This is a genomic window from Altibacter lentus (assembly GCF_000746845.1).
Classification (GTDB): Bacteria; Bacteroidota; Bacteroidia; order Flavobacteriales; family Flavobacteriaceae; genus Altibacter; species Altibacter lentus.
The window spans coordinates 753,342-768,947 of record NZ_KN050846.1; the positions used below are offsets into that span (position 1 = coordinate 753,342).

The 15,606-nt window shown below is 41.6% G+C and carries 14 protein-coding genes; 11 read left to right on the forward strand and 3 right to left on the reverse strand.

The window, feature by feature from the left end:
• Nucleotides 1-101: 101 nt before the first annotated feature.
• The 3 genes from JS40_RS03600 to JS40_RS03615 all read left to right on the forward strand — a co-directional run bounded on the left by JS40_RS03600 (nucleotide 102) and on the right by JS40_RS03615 (nucleotide 3,403).
• A complete protein-coding gene (locus JS40_RS03600) occupies nucleotides 102-506 on the forward strand; it encodes a DUF6146 family protein (RefSeq protein ID WP_034258456.1) in 405 nt (134 codons plus the stop codon).
• Nucleotides 503-808, forward strand: coding sequence for a DUF6787 family protein (locus JS40_RS03605; RefSeq protein ID WP_034258458.1), 306 nt, complete (start codon nucleotides 503-505; stop codon nucleotides 806-808). Before JS40_RS03600 ends, JS40_RS03605 begins: the two co-directional genes overlap by 4 nt.
• 363 nt (nucleotides 809-1,171) lie before the next feature.
• A complete protein-coding gene (locus tag JS40_RS03615) occupies nucleotides 1,172-3,403 on the forward strand; it encodes a TonB-dependent receptor (RefSeq protein ID WP_034258461.1) in 2,232 nt (743 codons plus the stop codon).
• Between the two features lie 26 nt (nucleotides 3,404-3,429).
• Here JS40_RS03615 and JS40_RS03620 read toward each other — a convergent pair whose 3' ends face one another.
• Genes JS40_RS03620 through msrA form a run of 3 tightly spaced genes read right to left on the reverse strand, consistent with a single transcriptional unit; the run spans nucleotide 3,430 to nucleotide 4,931 of the window.
• Nucleotides 3,430-3,738: a hypothetical protein gene (locus JS40_RS03620; RefSeq protein WP_034258463.1), complete on the reverse strand. Its 309-nt coding sequence runs from the start codon at nucleotides 3,736-3,738 to the stop codon at nucleotides 3,430-3,432.
• A gap of 47 nt (nucleotides 3,739-3,785) precedes the next feature.
• Nucleotides 3,786-4,385 (reverse strand): GTP cyclohydrolase I FolE, encoded by a 600-nt coding sequence (gene folE / locus JS40_RS03625; protein ID WP_034258465.1) that lies wholly within the window; start codon nucleotides 4,383-4,385, stop codon nucleotides 3,786-3,788.
• On the reverse strand, nucleotides 4,386-4,931 hold the full coding sequence (gene msrA, locus JS40_RS03630; protein ID WP_034258467.1) for a peptide-methionine (S)-S-oxide reductase MsrA: 546 nt from the start codon (nucleotides 4,929-4,931) through the stop codon (nucleotides 4,386-4,388). It abuts the gene before it with no gap.
• A gap of 135 nt (nucleotides 4,932-5,066) precedes the next feature.
• On the opposite strand from msrA, the gene JS40_RS03635 reads away from it, so the two are divergent.
• The 8 genes from JS40_RS03635 (at nucleotide 5,067) to JS40_RS03670 (ending at nucleotide 15,605) form a co-directional block, all read left to right on the forward strand.
• Nucleotides 5,067-7,508 (forward strand): DUF5916 domain-containing protein, encoded by a 2,442-nt coding sequence (locus JS40_RS03635; RefSeq protein WP_034258469.1) that lies wholly within the window; start codon nucleotides 5,067-5,069, stop codon nucleotides 7,506-7,508.
• 47 nt (nucleotides 7,509-7,555) lie between these two features.
• On the forward strand, nucleotides 7,556-8,215 hold the full coding sequence (locus JS40_RS03640; protein WP_034258470.1) for an ABC transporter ATP-binding protein: 660 nt from the start codon (nucleotides 7,556-7,558) through the stop codon (nucleotides 8,213-8,215).
• Nucleotides 8,216-8,218: 3 nt separating this feature from the next.
• A complete protein-coding gene (locus JS40_RS03645; RefSeq protein WP_034258471.1) occupies nucleotides 8,219-8,983 on the forward strand; it encodes a TIGR02757 family protein in 765 nt (254 codons plus the stop codon).
• A gap of 103 nt (nucleotides 8,984-9,086) precedes the next feature.
• On the forward strand, nucleotides 9,087-9,620 hold the full coding sequence (locus JS40_RS03650; RefSeq protein ID WP_034258472.1) for a hypothetical protein: 534 nt from the start codon (nucleotides 9,087-9,089) through the stop codon (nucleotides 9,618-9,620).
• Between the two features lie 205 nt (nucleotides 9,621-9,825).
• Nucleotides 9,826-11,022, forward strand: a complete 1,197-nt coding sequence (locus tag JS40_RS03655) for a sensor histidine kinase (RefSeq protein WP_034258473.1) — start codon at nucleotides 9,826-9,828, stop codon at nucleotides 11,020-11,022.
• An 85-nt stretch (nucleotides 11,023-11,107) separates the two neighbouring features.
• On the forward strand, nucleotides 11,108-12,304 hold the full coding sequence (locus JS40_RS03660) for a sensor histidine kinase (RefSeq protein WP_034258475.1): 1,197 nt from the start codon (nucleotides 11,108-11,110) through the stop codon (nucleotides 12,302-12,304).
• A 125-nt stretch (nucleotides 12,305-12,429) separates the two neighbouring features.
• On the forward strand, nucleotides 12,430-14,352 hold the full coding sequence (locus tag JS40_RS03665) for a BatA domain-containing protein (protein WP_034258477.1): 1,923 nt from the start codon (nucleotides 12,430-12,432) through the stop codon (nucleotides 14,350-14,352).
• The gene (locus tag JS40_RS03670) at nucleotides 14,349-15,605 is read left to right on the forward strand and encodes a dihydroorotase (RefSeq protein ID WP_034258479.1); all 1,257 of its coding nucleotides are present in this window, start codon (nucleotides 14,349-14,351) and stop codon (nucleotides 15,603-15,605) included. The genes JS40_RS03665 and JS40_RS03670 overlap by 4 nt, the downstream gene beginning before the upstream one ends.
• The last annotated feature ends 1 nt before the right edge of the window (nucleotide 15,606 follow it).

The window sequence follows — 15,606 nt, forward strand, 5'->3', positions numbered from 1 at the left end:
AAAAACCTTTAACCACGCCTTGCGTGGTTTTTTTATGTTAAAGCCCGTTAAAATCATTCACACGAACAAGAACCTTTTGTAATTTTATGAAAATGTATACTATGAGATTCTTTTTAGTTTTATGTATCCTCGCTCTTGGTATTTACAGCTGCGATTCTAGCAAGTCTGCAATGAAGGGAGATACTTTAACGAGCGGCACATCAGATACCATTCGTATCGCTAATGACAGCTTAGAATATGAGATCCTAATCATTGAGCCAGGTTTCGATGCTTGGTTGATCACACAACCCCCTCGATCTTATTATGAAACAAGCTATTTGGAAAACCGCAATTATTTCTACGTGCTGGAATACAACAACCGCGTTCGCAATTTGTCATTTTCAAGAACACTGTACCCACAGGAGATCGAATATAGATCGAATATAGATTACGGTCATGAGGTAAATTACCTGCTCTATAATTATTTTCAATACTTCGAACAAAAATACAGGCAGCGGCTGCGATGAAGCATTTGAAAGAACGTTGGAACATCAACTCTAACTGGCAGCTTTTTGTTATTTTTGTGGTGTTCGCCATCACAGGTAGTACTGCTGCAAAATTTGCAGGACCCTTAACAAGCTGGGTAGGGATTACCAGAGAAATGGGCTGGGCACTCTATTGGTCAGTTCGTATAGTGATCATTTTTCCGCTTTACCAAGTATTATTAGTACTATTTGGGTGGTTATTTGGTGAGTATACCTTCTTTTGGGAATTTGAAAAGAAGATGTTGCGTAGTTTAAGATTAGGGTTTTTAATTAGGAACGAATAATGTTATTGAAGAACGAAATTAGCAAGCATTTTATAACGCCTTTCTTGGTGTTTGCCTTGCTGTTCCCTTCTGTTTTTCAGTTCTCTCATCTTTTTGAAGAGCACCAGCACACTGTTTGCAACGACTATTCAGTGCATTTTCATGAAACCGACACCGATTGCCCTATCTGTGACTTTCACCTTAGTAGTTTTAACTTTGAGCCTCGCTATAATCCTCCTATTGCCGTAGCGCTCCCCTATTCTAAAATTGATTCTTTTCAAGAAGGGCTTTTACAAACCATAGCTCTTCAACACCCCCACCTGCGTGGGCCTCCCCACTTTTCTTATTAGTTAATACCATTGTTTAATTATTAAGAAAAAAATTATGAAATCCCTATATATATGGCTGGGAGCTGTCTTTGTTATAGCTTCAGCAAATTCTCAGAATTCCCTTTCGGGAACGGTCAATTCATTAGAAAATGAGCCGCTTTCCGCTACTATTTACCTACCACATCTTGAAAAAGGAACTATTGCCGGTTTGGATGGCACCTATACTATTTCCAATATTCCAAATGGAACTTACAAAGTAATCTACTCGCTATTGGGGTATGCTACCGTGTCGCGTACCGTGCTCTTTTCAGAAGGAAAAGAAGAGATAGTATCTATTACCCTTGAAGAAAGTGCGGTAGAGATCGAAGAAGTGATCATCTCGACCCCTTTTCACAAACTCCAGAGTGATAATGTAATGAAGGTAGAGCGCATTTCGATGGACCAATTAAAGAAACAAGGTTCTACAACGCTTTCCGAAGGAATAACAAACATCCCCGGTGTAGCATCCATTAGCACAGGTACAAGTATTGGAAAACCCGTGATACGCGGATTAAGTGCAAACAGAGTCCTTACCTATGCGCAGGGCGTACGGCTAGAGAACCAGCAGTTTGGAGATGAACACGGACTGGGTATTAACGGCGCAGGTGTTGAAAGCGTAGAAGTTATAAAGGGGCCTGCTACCCTGCTTTATGGAAGTGACGCACTGGGAGGTGTCCTTTATCTTAATCCCGAGCGCTTCGCAACAGCCGATAGCCTACATGTGGATCTGGAGACCACTTATTTTACAAACACACTTGGAAGTGCTTCCAACATGGGTTTTAAAACTTCTTCGGAAAAGTTTCGCTTCTTGTTACGTGCTATGTACGGAACACATAGTGATTATAGAACAGGAAACGATCTGGATGTAATTAACTCGCGTTTCAATGAAACCGACATCACTTCCGGAGTGCAATTTCAGAATACAAAACTAAAATCGACACTTCGTTATAATTACAATCGGTCAAACTTGGGACTGCCCGAAAGTCTTGGAGAAACCTCTTCATCAAGAGAACTATTAGCACCTTATCAGGAAGTTGATAATCATATCTTGAGTTGGGACAATGTTTTCTTTTTCAACAATTCCAGTCTTCACGCCAAAGTAGGTTATTTATTTAATGACAGACGGGAATTTGAAGAAGCCGAAGAGCCTAACACACCCGAAATGGATGAAGCTGCTCTTAGGTTAAAGCTTAATACGCTAAACTACGACCTCGCTTACCACCTGCCGCTAATGGGCAAATTCGAAACCATTGTCGGCCTGCAAGGCATGTACCAGACCAACGAGAATTTTGGCGAAGAGATCCTCATCCCTGATGCTACGACCAAGGATATTGGAATATTGGCCACAACCCATTATCACTTAGAGAAATTAGATATTCAAGCGGGGTTGCGACTGGATAACCGTGTTCTGGAAAGTGAAGCTTCAGGAACAGTAGATGACCCGGAATATATCCCTGCCTTGGATAGAAGTTTTAGCAGTCTTAATGCTGCCATTGGAGTTAAATGGGATGTCACGAAGCAATTGTTAGGCCGACTTAACCTTGCCAGTGGTTTTAGGGCGCCCAACCTGGCCGAACTTACTTCAAACGGGGTGCATGAAGGCACCAATAGGTATGAAGTTGGTAATCCAAATCTTACAAACGAGCAGAACTTTCAAACAGATCTTTCACTAGAATTTAGAAACGATCATTTTGAATTGATCGCCAACGGTTTTTACAACACCATCAACGATTATATCTTTATTACACCTACCGGAACATTTATTGACGAAAATCCGGTGTTCGATTATGTACAAAACGATGCATATCTGTATGGTGGTGAATTTGGCTTGCATATACATCCGCATCCATTGGATTGGTTGCATGTGGAAAGCAGTTTTGAAACGGTTACGGGGAAATTATCTTCGGAAGCGTTTTTACCGTTGATTCCGGCAAACGCACTTACAAATACTCTGCGAGTGGAATTCAATCCCGGGACAATTCGAAAGGACACCTATACTTTTATCCGACTCAAAAATGTATTCGATCAATCTAATGTGAGTACTTTTGAAACTTCAACACCCGGGTACAGTTTGCTGAGCATAGGAGGCGGCAGCTCTTTTCAGTTCAAGGAAGTTTTGTTGGAAGGCTCATTGACTGTCAATAACCTTACCAACGAGACCTACATTTCACATCTGTCCAGACTTAAAAATGACGGTATTCCTGATATTGGAAGAAATATATTGATACGATTAAAATTGTCGATCTAATAAAAAAGCCCCGTACGGGGCTTTTTTTATTCGTTCACTTTAACTTCAATTGGTTGCGGTTGAGGATGCTTTTGTGCTGAAAAAACATAGGTATACAACCACATGAGGGTGAAAGTTGGAATAAAGTCGCTTACGGGTAGAATTTCTTCTACGAACACTATCACCGAAGCTATTTTTCCGGATGTTCCGGAATACATATCATTCATCTTCTTTGCGGCATAAGGTGCCCAAAGAAGGTCTAAAAAGGGACCAACGACCGGTATCGCCATGGTGATCATACCCACAGCATCAAAGAGTAACCCTTTCCGAAGTAATTTATATTTAGACTGTTGCATAGTTTTTTATTTAGTTCAATACATAGAACGCAATAAAGATGCCAAAATTATGCAAGATCACTACTAATGAGCTTGAGGAATTCACTGCGTGTTTCTATCTTTTCAAATTGTCCTCTAAAACCCGATGTCGTGGTTACACTGTTCTGTTTTTGAACCCCCCGCATCATCATACACATGTGAGAAGCTTCAATGACCACAGCGACTCCTTTGGGTTTTAATGTTGTATTGATACACTCCAGAATATCATGGGTGAGGCGCTCCTGTACCTGGAGTCTGCGTGCAAAAATATCCACTACCCGCGGAATCTTACTTAGACCAACAATATGGCCGTCGGGGATGTATGCGATGTGTGCTTTTCCGAAGAAAGGCAGCATGTGGTGCTCGCATAAAGAATATAACTCTATATCCTTGATGATCACCATATCGTTATAGCCCTCTGCAAACATGGCGCTTCGCAGTACTTCCTCCGGATCCTGACAATGACCCGAAGTAAGGAATTGCATGGCTTTGGCGGCCCGTTCGGGGGTTTTTACGATCCCCTCTCGGGTAATATCCTCTCCAACACCTTTTAGTATTTCTGAAAAATTATTGCGAAGATCGTCGGTCACTTCGTGGTTGTATTCTTCAAAGAATTTGTAGGATCCCATTTATGTTGTCTTTAGTTTTTCTGAATAGAATTTCTTGACCTTATCTACCTTTGGCGTAATTACAAATTGGCAATAGGGCTGTTGGGTATTGTCATTGTAATAGTTTTGATGATCCTCTTCAGCTTTATAAAAAACATCCAATGGACTCACTTCGGTCACAATAGGCCGATCGAACACCTTATGCTCCGTTAGTAACCGGATAAAGGCTTCCGCTTGCTCTTTCTGAGCTTCGTTTTCGTAGAAGATCGCACTGCGGTATTGCGTTCCTTTATCATTTCCTTGTCTGTTCAAGGTGGTAGGATCGTGGGTGGCAAAGAAAACCTCAAATAAAGTTTCCAGAGACACAGTGGCAGGATCGAAAGAAATTTTAATTGCCTCGGCATGTCCGGTTCTGCCTGTACATATTTCTCTGTACGCCGGATTCTTAATGGTTCCTCCGGTGTAGCCGGAGATCACCTGTTCAACACCTTCAATGCGCTGGAAAACGGCTTCCGTACACCAAAAACAACCTCCTGCCAGTACTATTTGTTCTAAGTTTTTAGTCATATATTAAACAATATTACAATTTAAAAGCTGCGCTTTTCTTTCTATGTCGTCATTTTAACTTTTTGTTAATACTTCCGGCCAATGTAGTGCGTTAGCTTTGTCGACGATCCCTTTGTCATCAATCAAAATCACAAAATGGGCAATATATCCAGAACCTTTTCTATTCTATTTTTTTGTTTTCTTTTTTTAAGTTTTCTGAAGAGTTTCTCTCAAGAACAAAAATCCATTGAAGCAGTCCGAATTGAGGAACCGCCGCGTATCGACGGAATCTTAGACGATGCCGTATGGCAATCATTACCGGCTTACGGGAACTTTTTTATGTACGAGCCCGGAAATGAAGGCAGGATCCCCGAAGGGTATGCTTCCGAAGTGAAAATGGCATACGACGATAAAGCAGTGTATGTGGCTGCGTATCTATACGATCCTCAACCCGACCGCATTTTAAGTCAGTTCTCACAACGGGACGAGGTTTTTGTTCAAGCCGATTATTTTTCGGTAGCCCTTAATACGTATAACGATGGTATTAACGAAACGCGGTTCTATGTTACAAGTGCAGGGACCATTGGCGATGCGATACGAGGGCAGAATAACTTCGATTTCAGCTACAATGTAGTCTTCGAGTGTAAGATCTCCAAGGATGACAAAGGATGGTATGCCGAATTTAAAATCCCCTATAACGCCCTTCGTTTTCCCGAAGTGACCGTGCAGGACTGGAGTGTAAATTTCTATCGGCGTTTAATACGGGAAAACCAGACCCACACTTGGAATTTTATAAAGAACAGCGTAGGACAAGAAACACAATACAATGGCCTAGTTACAGGTGTAAGAGATATCAATCCGCCGGTTCGGCTTACTTTCTTTCCCTTCGGACAAGGCGTGGTCACTAATTTCGATGGTGAAACAGAAACAAACCTCTCTGCGGGAATGGATGTTAAATATGGGTTGAGCGACAGTTTTACACTGGATGCCACCCTCATCCCCGATTTTGGTCAGGCATCTTTCGATGAGGTGACATTAAACTTAGGCCCTTTTGAACAAACCTTTGGAGAGAACCGCCAGTTTTTCACAGAAGGAACCGACCTCTTCAATATTGGACGTATCTTTTTCTCAAGACGCGTGGGCAGTGGTCCTACAGGCGATGTGGGTGACCTTGAAGACACAGAGGTCATTGACAACTATCCCGCTAAAGTAAACTTGCTGAATGCACTCAAGATCTCCGGAAGGACAAAAGAAAAGTTAGGCGTTGGATTCTTTAATGCCATAACTGAAAAGACCTATGCCACCATTCGTGATACGGTGAACAACATCAACCGAAGCGTACTTGTAGAACCGCTCTCCAATTATAATATTGTTGTATTAGACCAGCAGTTTAACGGTAATTCTTCAGTATCGCTAATCAACACCAATGTAACGCGCGAAGGGAGCTTTAGGGACGGAAATACGTCTGCTTTTGTTTTCGATGTGGCCGATAAAGGCAACAACTACCGAAGCTCCGGTAGAGCGATTGTAAGCAATGTGAACAGTGTTGACGGCACAAAGACCGGGTTCCTTTCAGAATTGGATATCTTTAGGATAAAAGGGAAGTTTCGATATCGGGTAGGACACGATTTTGCCAATACCACTTACGACATTAATGATCTGGGGTTGAATTTTGAGAATAATTTCAACAATTTTGTAGCGGGTGCCTCCTACCAAATATTCGAACCTACCCAGTGGTTCAACAGCTATCGTTTTGAGCTTACAGCAAGACATCGCAGACGCTATAGCCCGGATGTGGAGATAGGTAACACCCTGAACTTAAATACGTTCTTCGTCTTAAAGAGCAGATTCGCCTTTGGAGGAAATATGAGCTATTTTTCGAAAGATGATGACTATTTTGAGCCAAGAGTCCCCGGGCGCTTCGTGGCGTTTGGTGCCAGCCTTGGTGGCAATGTGTTTGTTTCTTCAGATTATCGCAGGAAGTTTGCCTACGATATAAATTTTGGATACCGTACCTATTTCGATACCCAAAGCCGACAAAACACGTTTTTCGATATTGAACCCCGCTATCGCTTTTCAGATAAATTTTTAATGATCCTTTCTTCTGAATTTTCGTTCCGGGAGAAAGATTTTGGATATGTTGACAATACAGAAACAGAAATTTTCTTTGGCCAGCGAGAGCGTATTAATATTGAAAACAGTATTCGGGCGAGTTATAATTTCGATCCTTATAAAGCAGTGGATTTACGTTTCCGAAACTTTTGGAGTACCGCAGACTATTCGGAAGATGTATTTTTTACCTTAAACGAAGATGGCACGCTTACCGAGGCTGATTACGATTTTTCAGAAAATGATCCCAATGCCAATTTCAACATTTGGAACTTAGACCTCAGTTTTCGCTGGCGTTTTGCACCGGGAAGCGAGGCGACACTCCTGTATCGAAACAAGATCTTTAATTTCGATTCTCAATCGACCTTAGGGTATGGAGAAAGCCTTAAAAACCTTTTTGATCAACCCCAGCAAAATACCCTTTCTCTCCGAATTACTTATTTTGTGGACTACAATAACATAAGGGGACTTTTAAACACAGACTCTTAGTTCCAGTTTTATGAAATTGTAGTATTTTCATCCCAAACAAAAAAATAATGATCGAAGCCCGGAATATCCACAAATATTATGACGACCTCCATGTATTAAAAGGAGTAGATCTCCATATTTCGAAAGGTGAGATCGTTTCTATTGTAGGTGCTTCGGGGGCAGGAAAGACCACGCTCCTTCAAATTCTAGGGACCTTAGATGGCTATGAGACAGCTAAAGGATCCTTAGAAATCAATGCGACGGACATCGCTACCCTTAAAGGAAAGCAGTTGGCTAAGTTCAGGAATGAAAATCTAGGCTTTATCTTTCAGTTTCATCAGTTATTACCCGAATTTACAGCACTTGAAAATGTTTGTATTCCGGCTTTCATTAAGAACACCACACGTTCGGAAGCAGAAAAGAAAGCCAAAGAATTGCTTCGTTTCTTAGGCCTCTCACATAGGGAAGGTCATAAACCCAACGAACTTTCGGGCGGGGAACAACAACGAGTCGCAGTGGCAAGGGCGCTGGTGAATGATCCGGCCATCATTCTGGCCGATGAGCCCAGCGGAAATCTAGACACCGAAAGTGCAGAGAATCTGCATCAACTGTTCTTTACCCTTCGCGATACTTTTGGACAAACTTTTGTCATCGTTACACACAATGAGGAGTTGGCTAATATGGCCGATCGTAAATTGACCATGCAGGACGGAAAAATTTTAGTATAATCTATGGACCGGAGTGAGCTAAAGGAGTTTCTGGACGAAAAAGCCGCCTTTTATAATCAGCCGAAGTTCATTGAGACCGATCCCATTCAAATTCCCCATCTTTTCACGAAAAAAGAGGATATTGAGATCGCAGCGTTTTTAATAGCCACTATTGCCTGGGGGAACAGAAAAAGCATTATCACAAATGGTACGAAGCTCATGGAGCTTATGGAATGGTCACCTTATGACTTCGTGATGCACTTTTCTGAAAAAGACACCCAACGATTTGCCGGTTTTGTACATCGTACTTTCAATGAAAAAGATCTTATTTATTTTCTGAAAGCCTTACAGAACATTTACCAACATCATGGCGGACTGGAACAGGTGTTTGAAAATGCTTCGGAAGGAAAAACCCTGCAGCAAGGGATCCACCACGTGCGAAGCTTGTTCTTTGCATTACCTCACCTCCCCCGAACCGAAAAACATTTCAGTGATCCTTTGAAGAATTCTGCGGCGAAACGTATCAATATGTTTTTACGATGGATGGTACGCCGGGACGCTGCCGGGGTCGATTTTGGAATTTGGTCACGCCTCTCCCCTTCTCAATTGTCCTGCCCGTTGGACGTTCACAGCGGTAATGTGGCACGAAAGTTACAGTTGTTGAACCGGAGGCAAAATGATGCAAAGGCCTTAGTAGAATTAGACACTTCCCTGCGCCGTTTGGATGCAATTGATCCTGTTAAATATGATTTTGCGTTGTTTGGTTTGGGGGTCTTCGAAAATTTTTAACATAATAAATTTACATTACACTTTTATCGATAAAACACACATTTTATCGTTTATATGTATTTTTTTTGTATGTTTGGATACCTAACAACTTAACCTACTTATTATGAAAACTAAAATTACACTACTTGCGCTTTGTTCTTTAGTACTGCTTAGTTGCCAAAAAGAAGATACTTTACCCGTCAATGATTCTTCAAATCTTATCATTGAAATTGGTGACGGAACGGTGCCGGATCCCACTTCATCCATTTATACGACGGATCTCATGGCAGGACAAAATATGTATGCCGGTACCGTAAATGTGGAATATATAGACGGCACTATTGTAGTCACCTATGCTTCGGAAGGTGATTGGGGTATTGATGAGACACACTTATTTGTGGGAGACTTGAGTAATTTGCCCGTTAACGGAGGAGGAAATCCTAAGATTGGAAAATTCCCATACAAAGGGACTCACCCTGCAGGAACTACTACTGTAACGGTTATCACAATTCCTGCTGCATCGGGTGAATGTGTCACTGTGGCAGCACATGCCGTTGTAACCAATGCCGCTACCGGTCAATCGGAAACTGCTTGGGGAGATGGTGAATCAATTGGAGGGAACAACTGGTCTATGATGTTCGAAGTTTGCATACCATAACCAAAATGTATTAATACATAGAAGCTCCAAAATCCTCATGGGATCTTTGGAGCTTTTTTTATTAGCAACCTCTTTGTTATTTGCATCAAAGAGGGATGACAGTCAAGAAGCAATGTTACGCGTTAACTTTTTTGTGTAAAATGTTAACGTAACACTTTCGGTTTTACGATATTTGTAGGTCTATCAAATAAAACAGAATCTTACATTGATCACACCTACGCTTCCGAAGAATGAACAAGAGCGCCTTAACGCAGTAAAATCTTATAGCCTGTTAGACACGCTACCCGAAGAGGACTTCGATAATATTACTGCGCTGGTGGCAAGTATTTGTGACGTTCCAATATCTTTGGTTACACTTCTGGATGCCGATCGTAATTTCTTAAAATCTCATTATGGTATTCCGTTTAATGAGTCGCCACGCGACATTTCATTTTGCGGACATGCCATTCTGGACGAATCCAACATCTTTATTGTTGAAGATGCCAGAAAGGACGATCGCTTTAAAAACAACCCTCTGGTAAGCGAGCAGGGTGCGATCTTCTATGCAGGGGTCCGACTTATAAATCCGGATGGATTTCCTCTTGGAACACTTTGCGTTTTCGATGTAAAGCCGCGTACGCTGGATGACAAACAAAGAAAGACCTTACTTGCCCTAGCGCGTCAAGTGATGAACTTGTTTGAAGAACGAAAAAAGAACAAACAATTAGAACTGCTTCAAAAGGAGCTGCAGAACAAAAACGATGAATTAAAGAACTTTGCAGGCGTGATCTCGCACGATATGAAAATGCCTTTAGCAAATATGATCCTGACAGCAGATATTCTCAAAGCAAAATATTCAGAACAACTAGATACTCAGGCTCAGAAATACATATCGTACCTCAAGCAGTCATCCTTTACATTGAGCGATTATATTTCGGGGTTACTGGCGCATTACGAGAGTGACAAACTAACCTCCGGCTCACATGAGACCTTCGACCTCAACCAACTTCTGGAAGAAATCGTGGACCTATTGAATATCGATATTGATTGTGAGATCAACTTTCCTGAAGAAAATCTCGAACTCTCCTGCAACAGGGCCGCCTTAGAGCAGATCCTTCTCAATTTAATAGGTAACAGCTTAAAGTATAACGATAAGGAAAAGATCGTGATCGATATGACCTGTACCAAAACCGACGATATGTATCATTTTGTATTGTCCGATAACGGTATGGGAATCCCTAAAGACAAGCAAAACGAGATCTTCGATCTGTTCACTACCGTGGGCAATTTAGACAGGAATGGCAAAAAAGGACACGGGATCGGTCTCTCTACCGTCCAAAAATTAGTCAATGGAATGGGTGGCAACATTAGTGTCAATTCAGAACTTGGAAAACGCACTACGTTCGAATTCACGTTTAAATAACTTGACAACCCTCATCAACTTTATCACTTTCTTAACATCCAGAGGTGTCCTTTCTTACGTATATTTCACCTGCTAACAGTAAACTATGATTTCCCCAAAAGCCCCTTATAATGAGGCCGAACGTTTGGCCGAATTACATTCTTACAATTTATTAGATACGCTCCCCGAGGTTGATTACGACAACATCACTGCTTTGATCGCTTCCATTTGCGACGTGCCTATTTCGTTAGTGACCCTTTTGGATAAGGACCGTAATTTTTTGAAATCTCATTTTGGACTCGATATACAGGAATCGCCGCGTGATATTTCATTTTGCGGTCATGCCATTTTAAACGACAATGACCTGTTTATTGTAGAGGACGCTCGAAAGGACGAACGGTTTTACGACAATCCTATTATTGAAGAATACGGTACTGTTTTTTACGCCGGCGCCCCACTTCGCAATGAGAACGGTTATGCCCTGGGGACCCTATGTATCTATGATGTGAAGCCGAGAGCCCTTTCAGAAAAACAAAAAAATTCATTGAAACTTCTTGCAAAACAGGTGGTAAACCTATTTGAACTACATAGAAAAAATGCACACCTGTTGGAATTGCAGGCAGAGCAAAAGCGGCGAAACGAACGTCTCCACTCGTTCGCACATGTCGTTTCTCATGACCTTAAATCACCGTTGGCCAATATCACCAGTCTTACGCGTTTACTAAGAGAGGAGAATGCAACGACATTGAGCGAAACCTCATTACAATATCTCGAATATATGGAAGAATCTTCTTTAACACTAAAGGAGTATATCAACGGGATACTTAGGTTTTACAGGAATGACAGTCTTTCGGAATCACAAAAAGAAGATGTTAGTTATAGTGAATTCTTTGATGCCATTAGCGAAATGCTCATTTTAAAGGATTCTGAATTTTGCTACCCTACTAACGGTATATTTAGAAATATCAACAAGGCAGCGTTAACACAAATCGTGCTGAATTTGGTTGACAACGGCCTCAAATACAATCCGAAAGAACTGTGCACCGTTACAGCTGTGGTCTCAGAAAACGATAGTTATTATACCTTTCAAATAACCGATAACGGAAGAGGTATCGAACCTGAAAAACAGGAGGAGATCTTCCAACTGTTCAAGACAGCGGGGATCAAGGATCGCAGGGGTAAAGAAGGTACAGGAATTGGGTTGGCTACTGTAAAGAGCCTTGTGACCAAGTTGGGAGGTGACATACATCTCGATTCGGAAATGAGTGTTGGAAGTACTTTTACGTTTACCATTAAGAAATAGCTATAAATCGGATGCATTTTATATCTTTGGCCCCAGCCGGATGCAGCGGATTTAACTTAGACGTGTAAAAGCTTGGATAAAATTTTCTGCGACCTATCCGGTTGAGATGACAAATTGTTCTTGGAATGCAGTTTAAACACCCCGAAATACTTTATGCCCTTTTTCTACTGCTCATCCCAATTATTATTCATCTTTTTCAGCTTCGAAAATTCCAGCGGATAGACTTTACCAATGTGGCTTTCCTCCAAAAAGTCACCATCCAGACCAGAAAAAGTTCACAACTTAAAAAATGGCTAACGCTTCTTATGCGCCTGCTAGCATTGGCCTGTATTATCGTGGCTTTTGCTCAACCCTTTACGGCATCACGTTCTGCCCTGAACACAAATAAGGAAACGGTGGTATACGTGGATAACTCTTTTAGTATGCAGGCAAAAGGTCCGCAGGGTCCGTTATTACAACGAGCCCTACAAGATGTATTTGAGCAAACTGTGGGAAATGAACAAATTAGTTGGTTCACCAATAATCAAGACCGAAGGAATGTCACTGTACAAGATTTCAAGAATGAATTATTGCGAGTGGATTATACCCAAAAGCAACTCACCCCGGCCGAAGTCGTTCTAAAGGCACAGCAATTGTTTTCTAACGCCCCCGATGCTTCAAAGCAGCTTATTTATATTTCCGATTTTCAACAAAAAGAAGCGTTTCCGGAGATTCCCGAAGAGCTGCGCATCGACGCTGTACCCCTTCGCCCTGTCGCTACCGGCCACATTGGTATCGACACCGCTTATATTGCTTCGAAGTCGGTGAATACTATACAGTTGAAGGTGGTCGTTTCTGCTTCGGAAACATACACACAACCCATTTCGGTCTCACTCTACAAAGCGGCCAATCTCATCGCTAAATCGGCCGTTGATCTTTCTGAAAAAACTTCAGAAACCATTACATTCGACTTAGAGAATACGGGTGCCATTGTAGGGTATGTGACATTGAACGATCCTAACATCGTGTACGATAACACACTTTTTTTTAGCAGTAATGCTCCTGAAAAGATAAAGGTTCTAAGCATTAATGAAGCAAATGCCAACTTCCTACAGCGTTTGTTCGATCAACCTGAATTTGAATACACACAACTGGCACATGATGCCGTAGATTACAATACAATTCCGAATCAGAATTTTATTATTCTGAACGAATTGGAAAAATTGCCTTCTTCCCTCGTCACCGCATTGCGATCGTTTGTGAATAATGGAGGTAGCCTCTTAATAATTCCTTCTGAAACCGGCGATCTAAGTTCTTATAATTCGGCCTTAGGTCTTTTTGGTCTGGGTAGTTTTGCTGTGGGAGTGGATCAAGAACGTAAGATCACACAAATTGTTTTCGATCACCCACTCTATGAAAACGTATTTGAAAAGCGGGTCGTCAATTTCCAGTATCCAAAGGTGAATTCCTACTTCCCGCTTAGTACAAATGCCACTTCGGCCCTGGCCTTTGAAGACGGCAAACCATTCTTGATAGGAAATAAGGGAAGCTATCTCTTTGCAACCTCTATCAATTCTGAAAATTCTAATTTTCAAAATTCTCCGCTTATTGTTCCTACATTGTACAATATGGCGCAACAGAGTTTACCGCTGCCTAAGTTGTACTACGAGATTGGTAAACAAAATCAGTTTTCGGTACCCGTAACGCTGCTTCAGGATGAGATCGTGAAGATAAGGGACAGTAGTTTACAGTTCATTCCGCTTCAGCAAACAAAGGCAAATAAAGTAGATATCACTACACAGGACGAGCCTGCAACGGCAGGGACGTATCAAATTGAAAAGGGCACAGAATTTATTCAACACCTTAGTTTCAATTACGATCGGGATGAAAGCGTGTTACAATATGCAGATCCGGAGGATTGGGAAGGTGTCGAAATTCACAAATCGGTTGAAGCATTGTTTGAAACTATAAGTGAAGCAAATTCTATTAACAGTTTTTGGAAATGGTTTGCTATTTTTGCCTTATTATTTCTTGTCATGGAAATGCTTATCTTAAAATTCTATAAATGAACGTACTACTAAAATCGGCCGTAATTGTTGACCCTACCAGTAAGCATCATTTAAAAAAGAGGGATGTACTTATCGAGAAAGGCAAGATCTCTAAAATAAGCACTTCTATAAGCAACCCAAAGAAGGTTAAAGAAATAAAACTCCCCAACCTACACATATCACAGGGTTGGTTTGATCCTAGTGTCTCCTTTGGAGAGCCGGGTTTTGAAGAACGGGAGACCTTAACCCATGGTCTAAAGACTGCTGCTCACAGCGGTTTCACACAGGTAGCTGTCAATGCCAATACCTACCCGGTAACCGATAGTAAATCGAACATCAAGTTCCTTCGCTCCAAAGCTGAAGGGCAACCGGTTTCCCTTTATCCCATAGGTGCTTTAACATTGGGAAGTAAAGGAGTGGATCTAGCAGAATTGTATGACATGAGCAACGAAGGAGCGGTGTCCTTCTACGATTACAAAAGGTCTATAGAAAATGCGAACCTTATAAAGATCGCACTACAATATTCTCAAAATTTCGATGCGCTTGTACAATCGTTTCCATTCGATCCTTCCGTAGCGCGCAACGGTATGGTGAACGAGGAAGTGAATAGTACCAAACTTGGACTCAAGGGAATTCCTGCTCTCTCCGAAGAATTACAGATCACGCGAGACCTGTACCTCTTGGAGTATACCGGTGGTAAGCTCCACATTCCTACTGTTTCCACCAAAAAATCAGTAAACCTTATTAAAGAGGCAAAAAAGAATGGTTTGCAAATAAGTTGCAGCGTAGCCGTTGCCAATCTTTGTCTTACCGATGACCTGCTGGAGAGCTTTGATACCGATTACAAACTTATGCCGCCATTGCGAACCCTTACAGATATAAAAGCGTTGCAAAAGGGATTAAAAGAAGGCGTGATCGACGGAGTTACAAGCGATCACGACCCTATTGATATAGAACATAAGAAAACAGAGTTCGACCATGCCAGTTTTGGAAGTATCGGTCTGGAAAGCTGTTTCGGAGCCTTGCGAAGTGTTGTTGATACCGAAACTGCCATTGCAGCTCTTACTCGTTTAAAATCGGTTTTTAAAATTCCTGTCACTTCCGTTACTGAAGGTGCCGAGGCAACACTCACCCTTTTCGATCCTGATATTTCCTGGACCTTTTCAGAAAAAGATATTGTTTCCACCTCCAAGAACGCTGCGTTCAGAGGTAAAGAGTTGAAGGGCAAAGCCTACGGGATCTATGGCAATAAAAAATTAGTCCTCAACAGTTAAT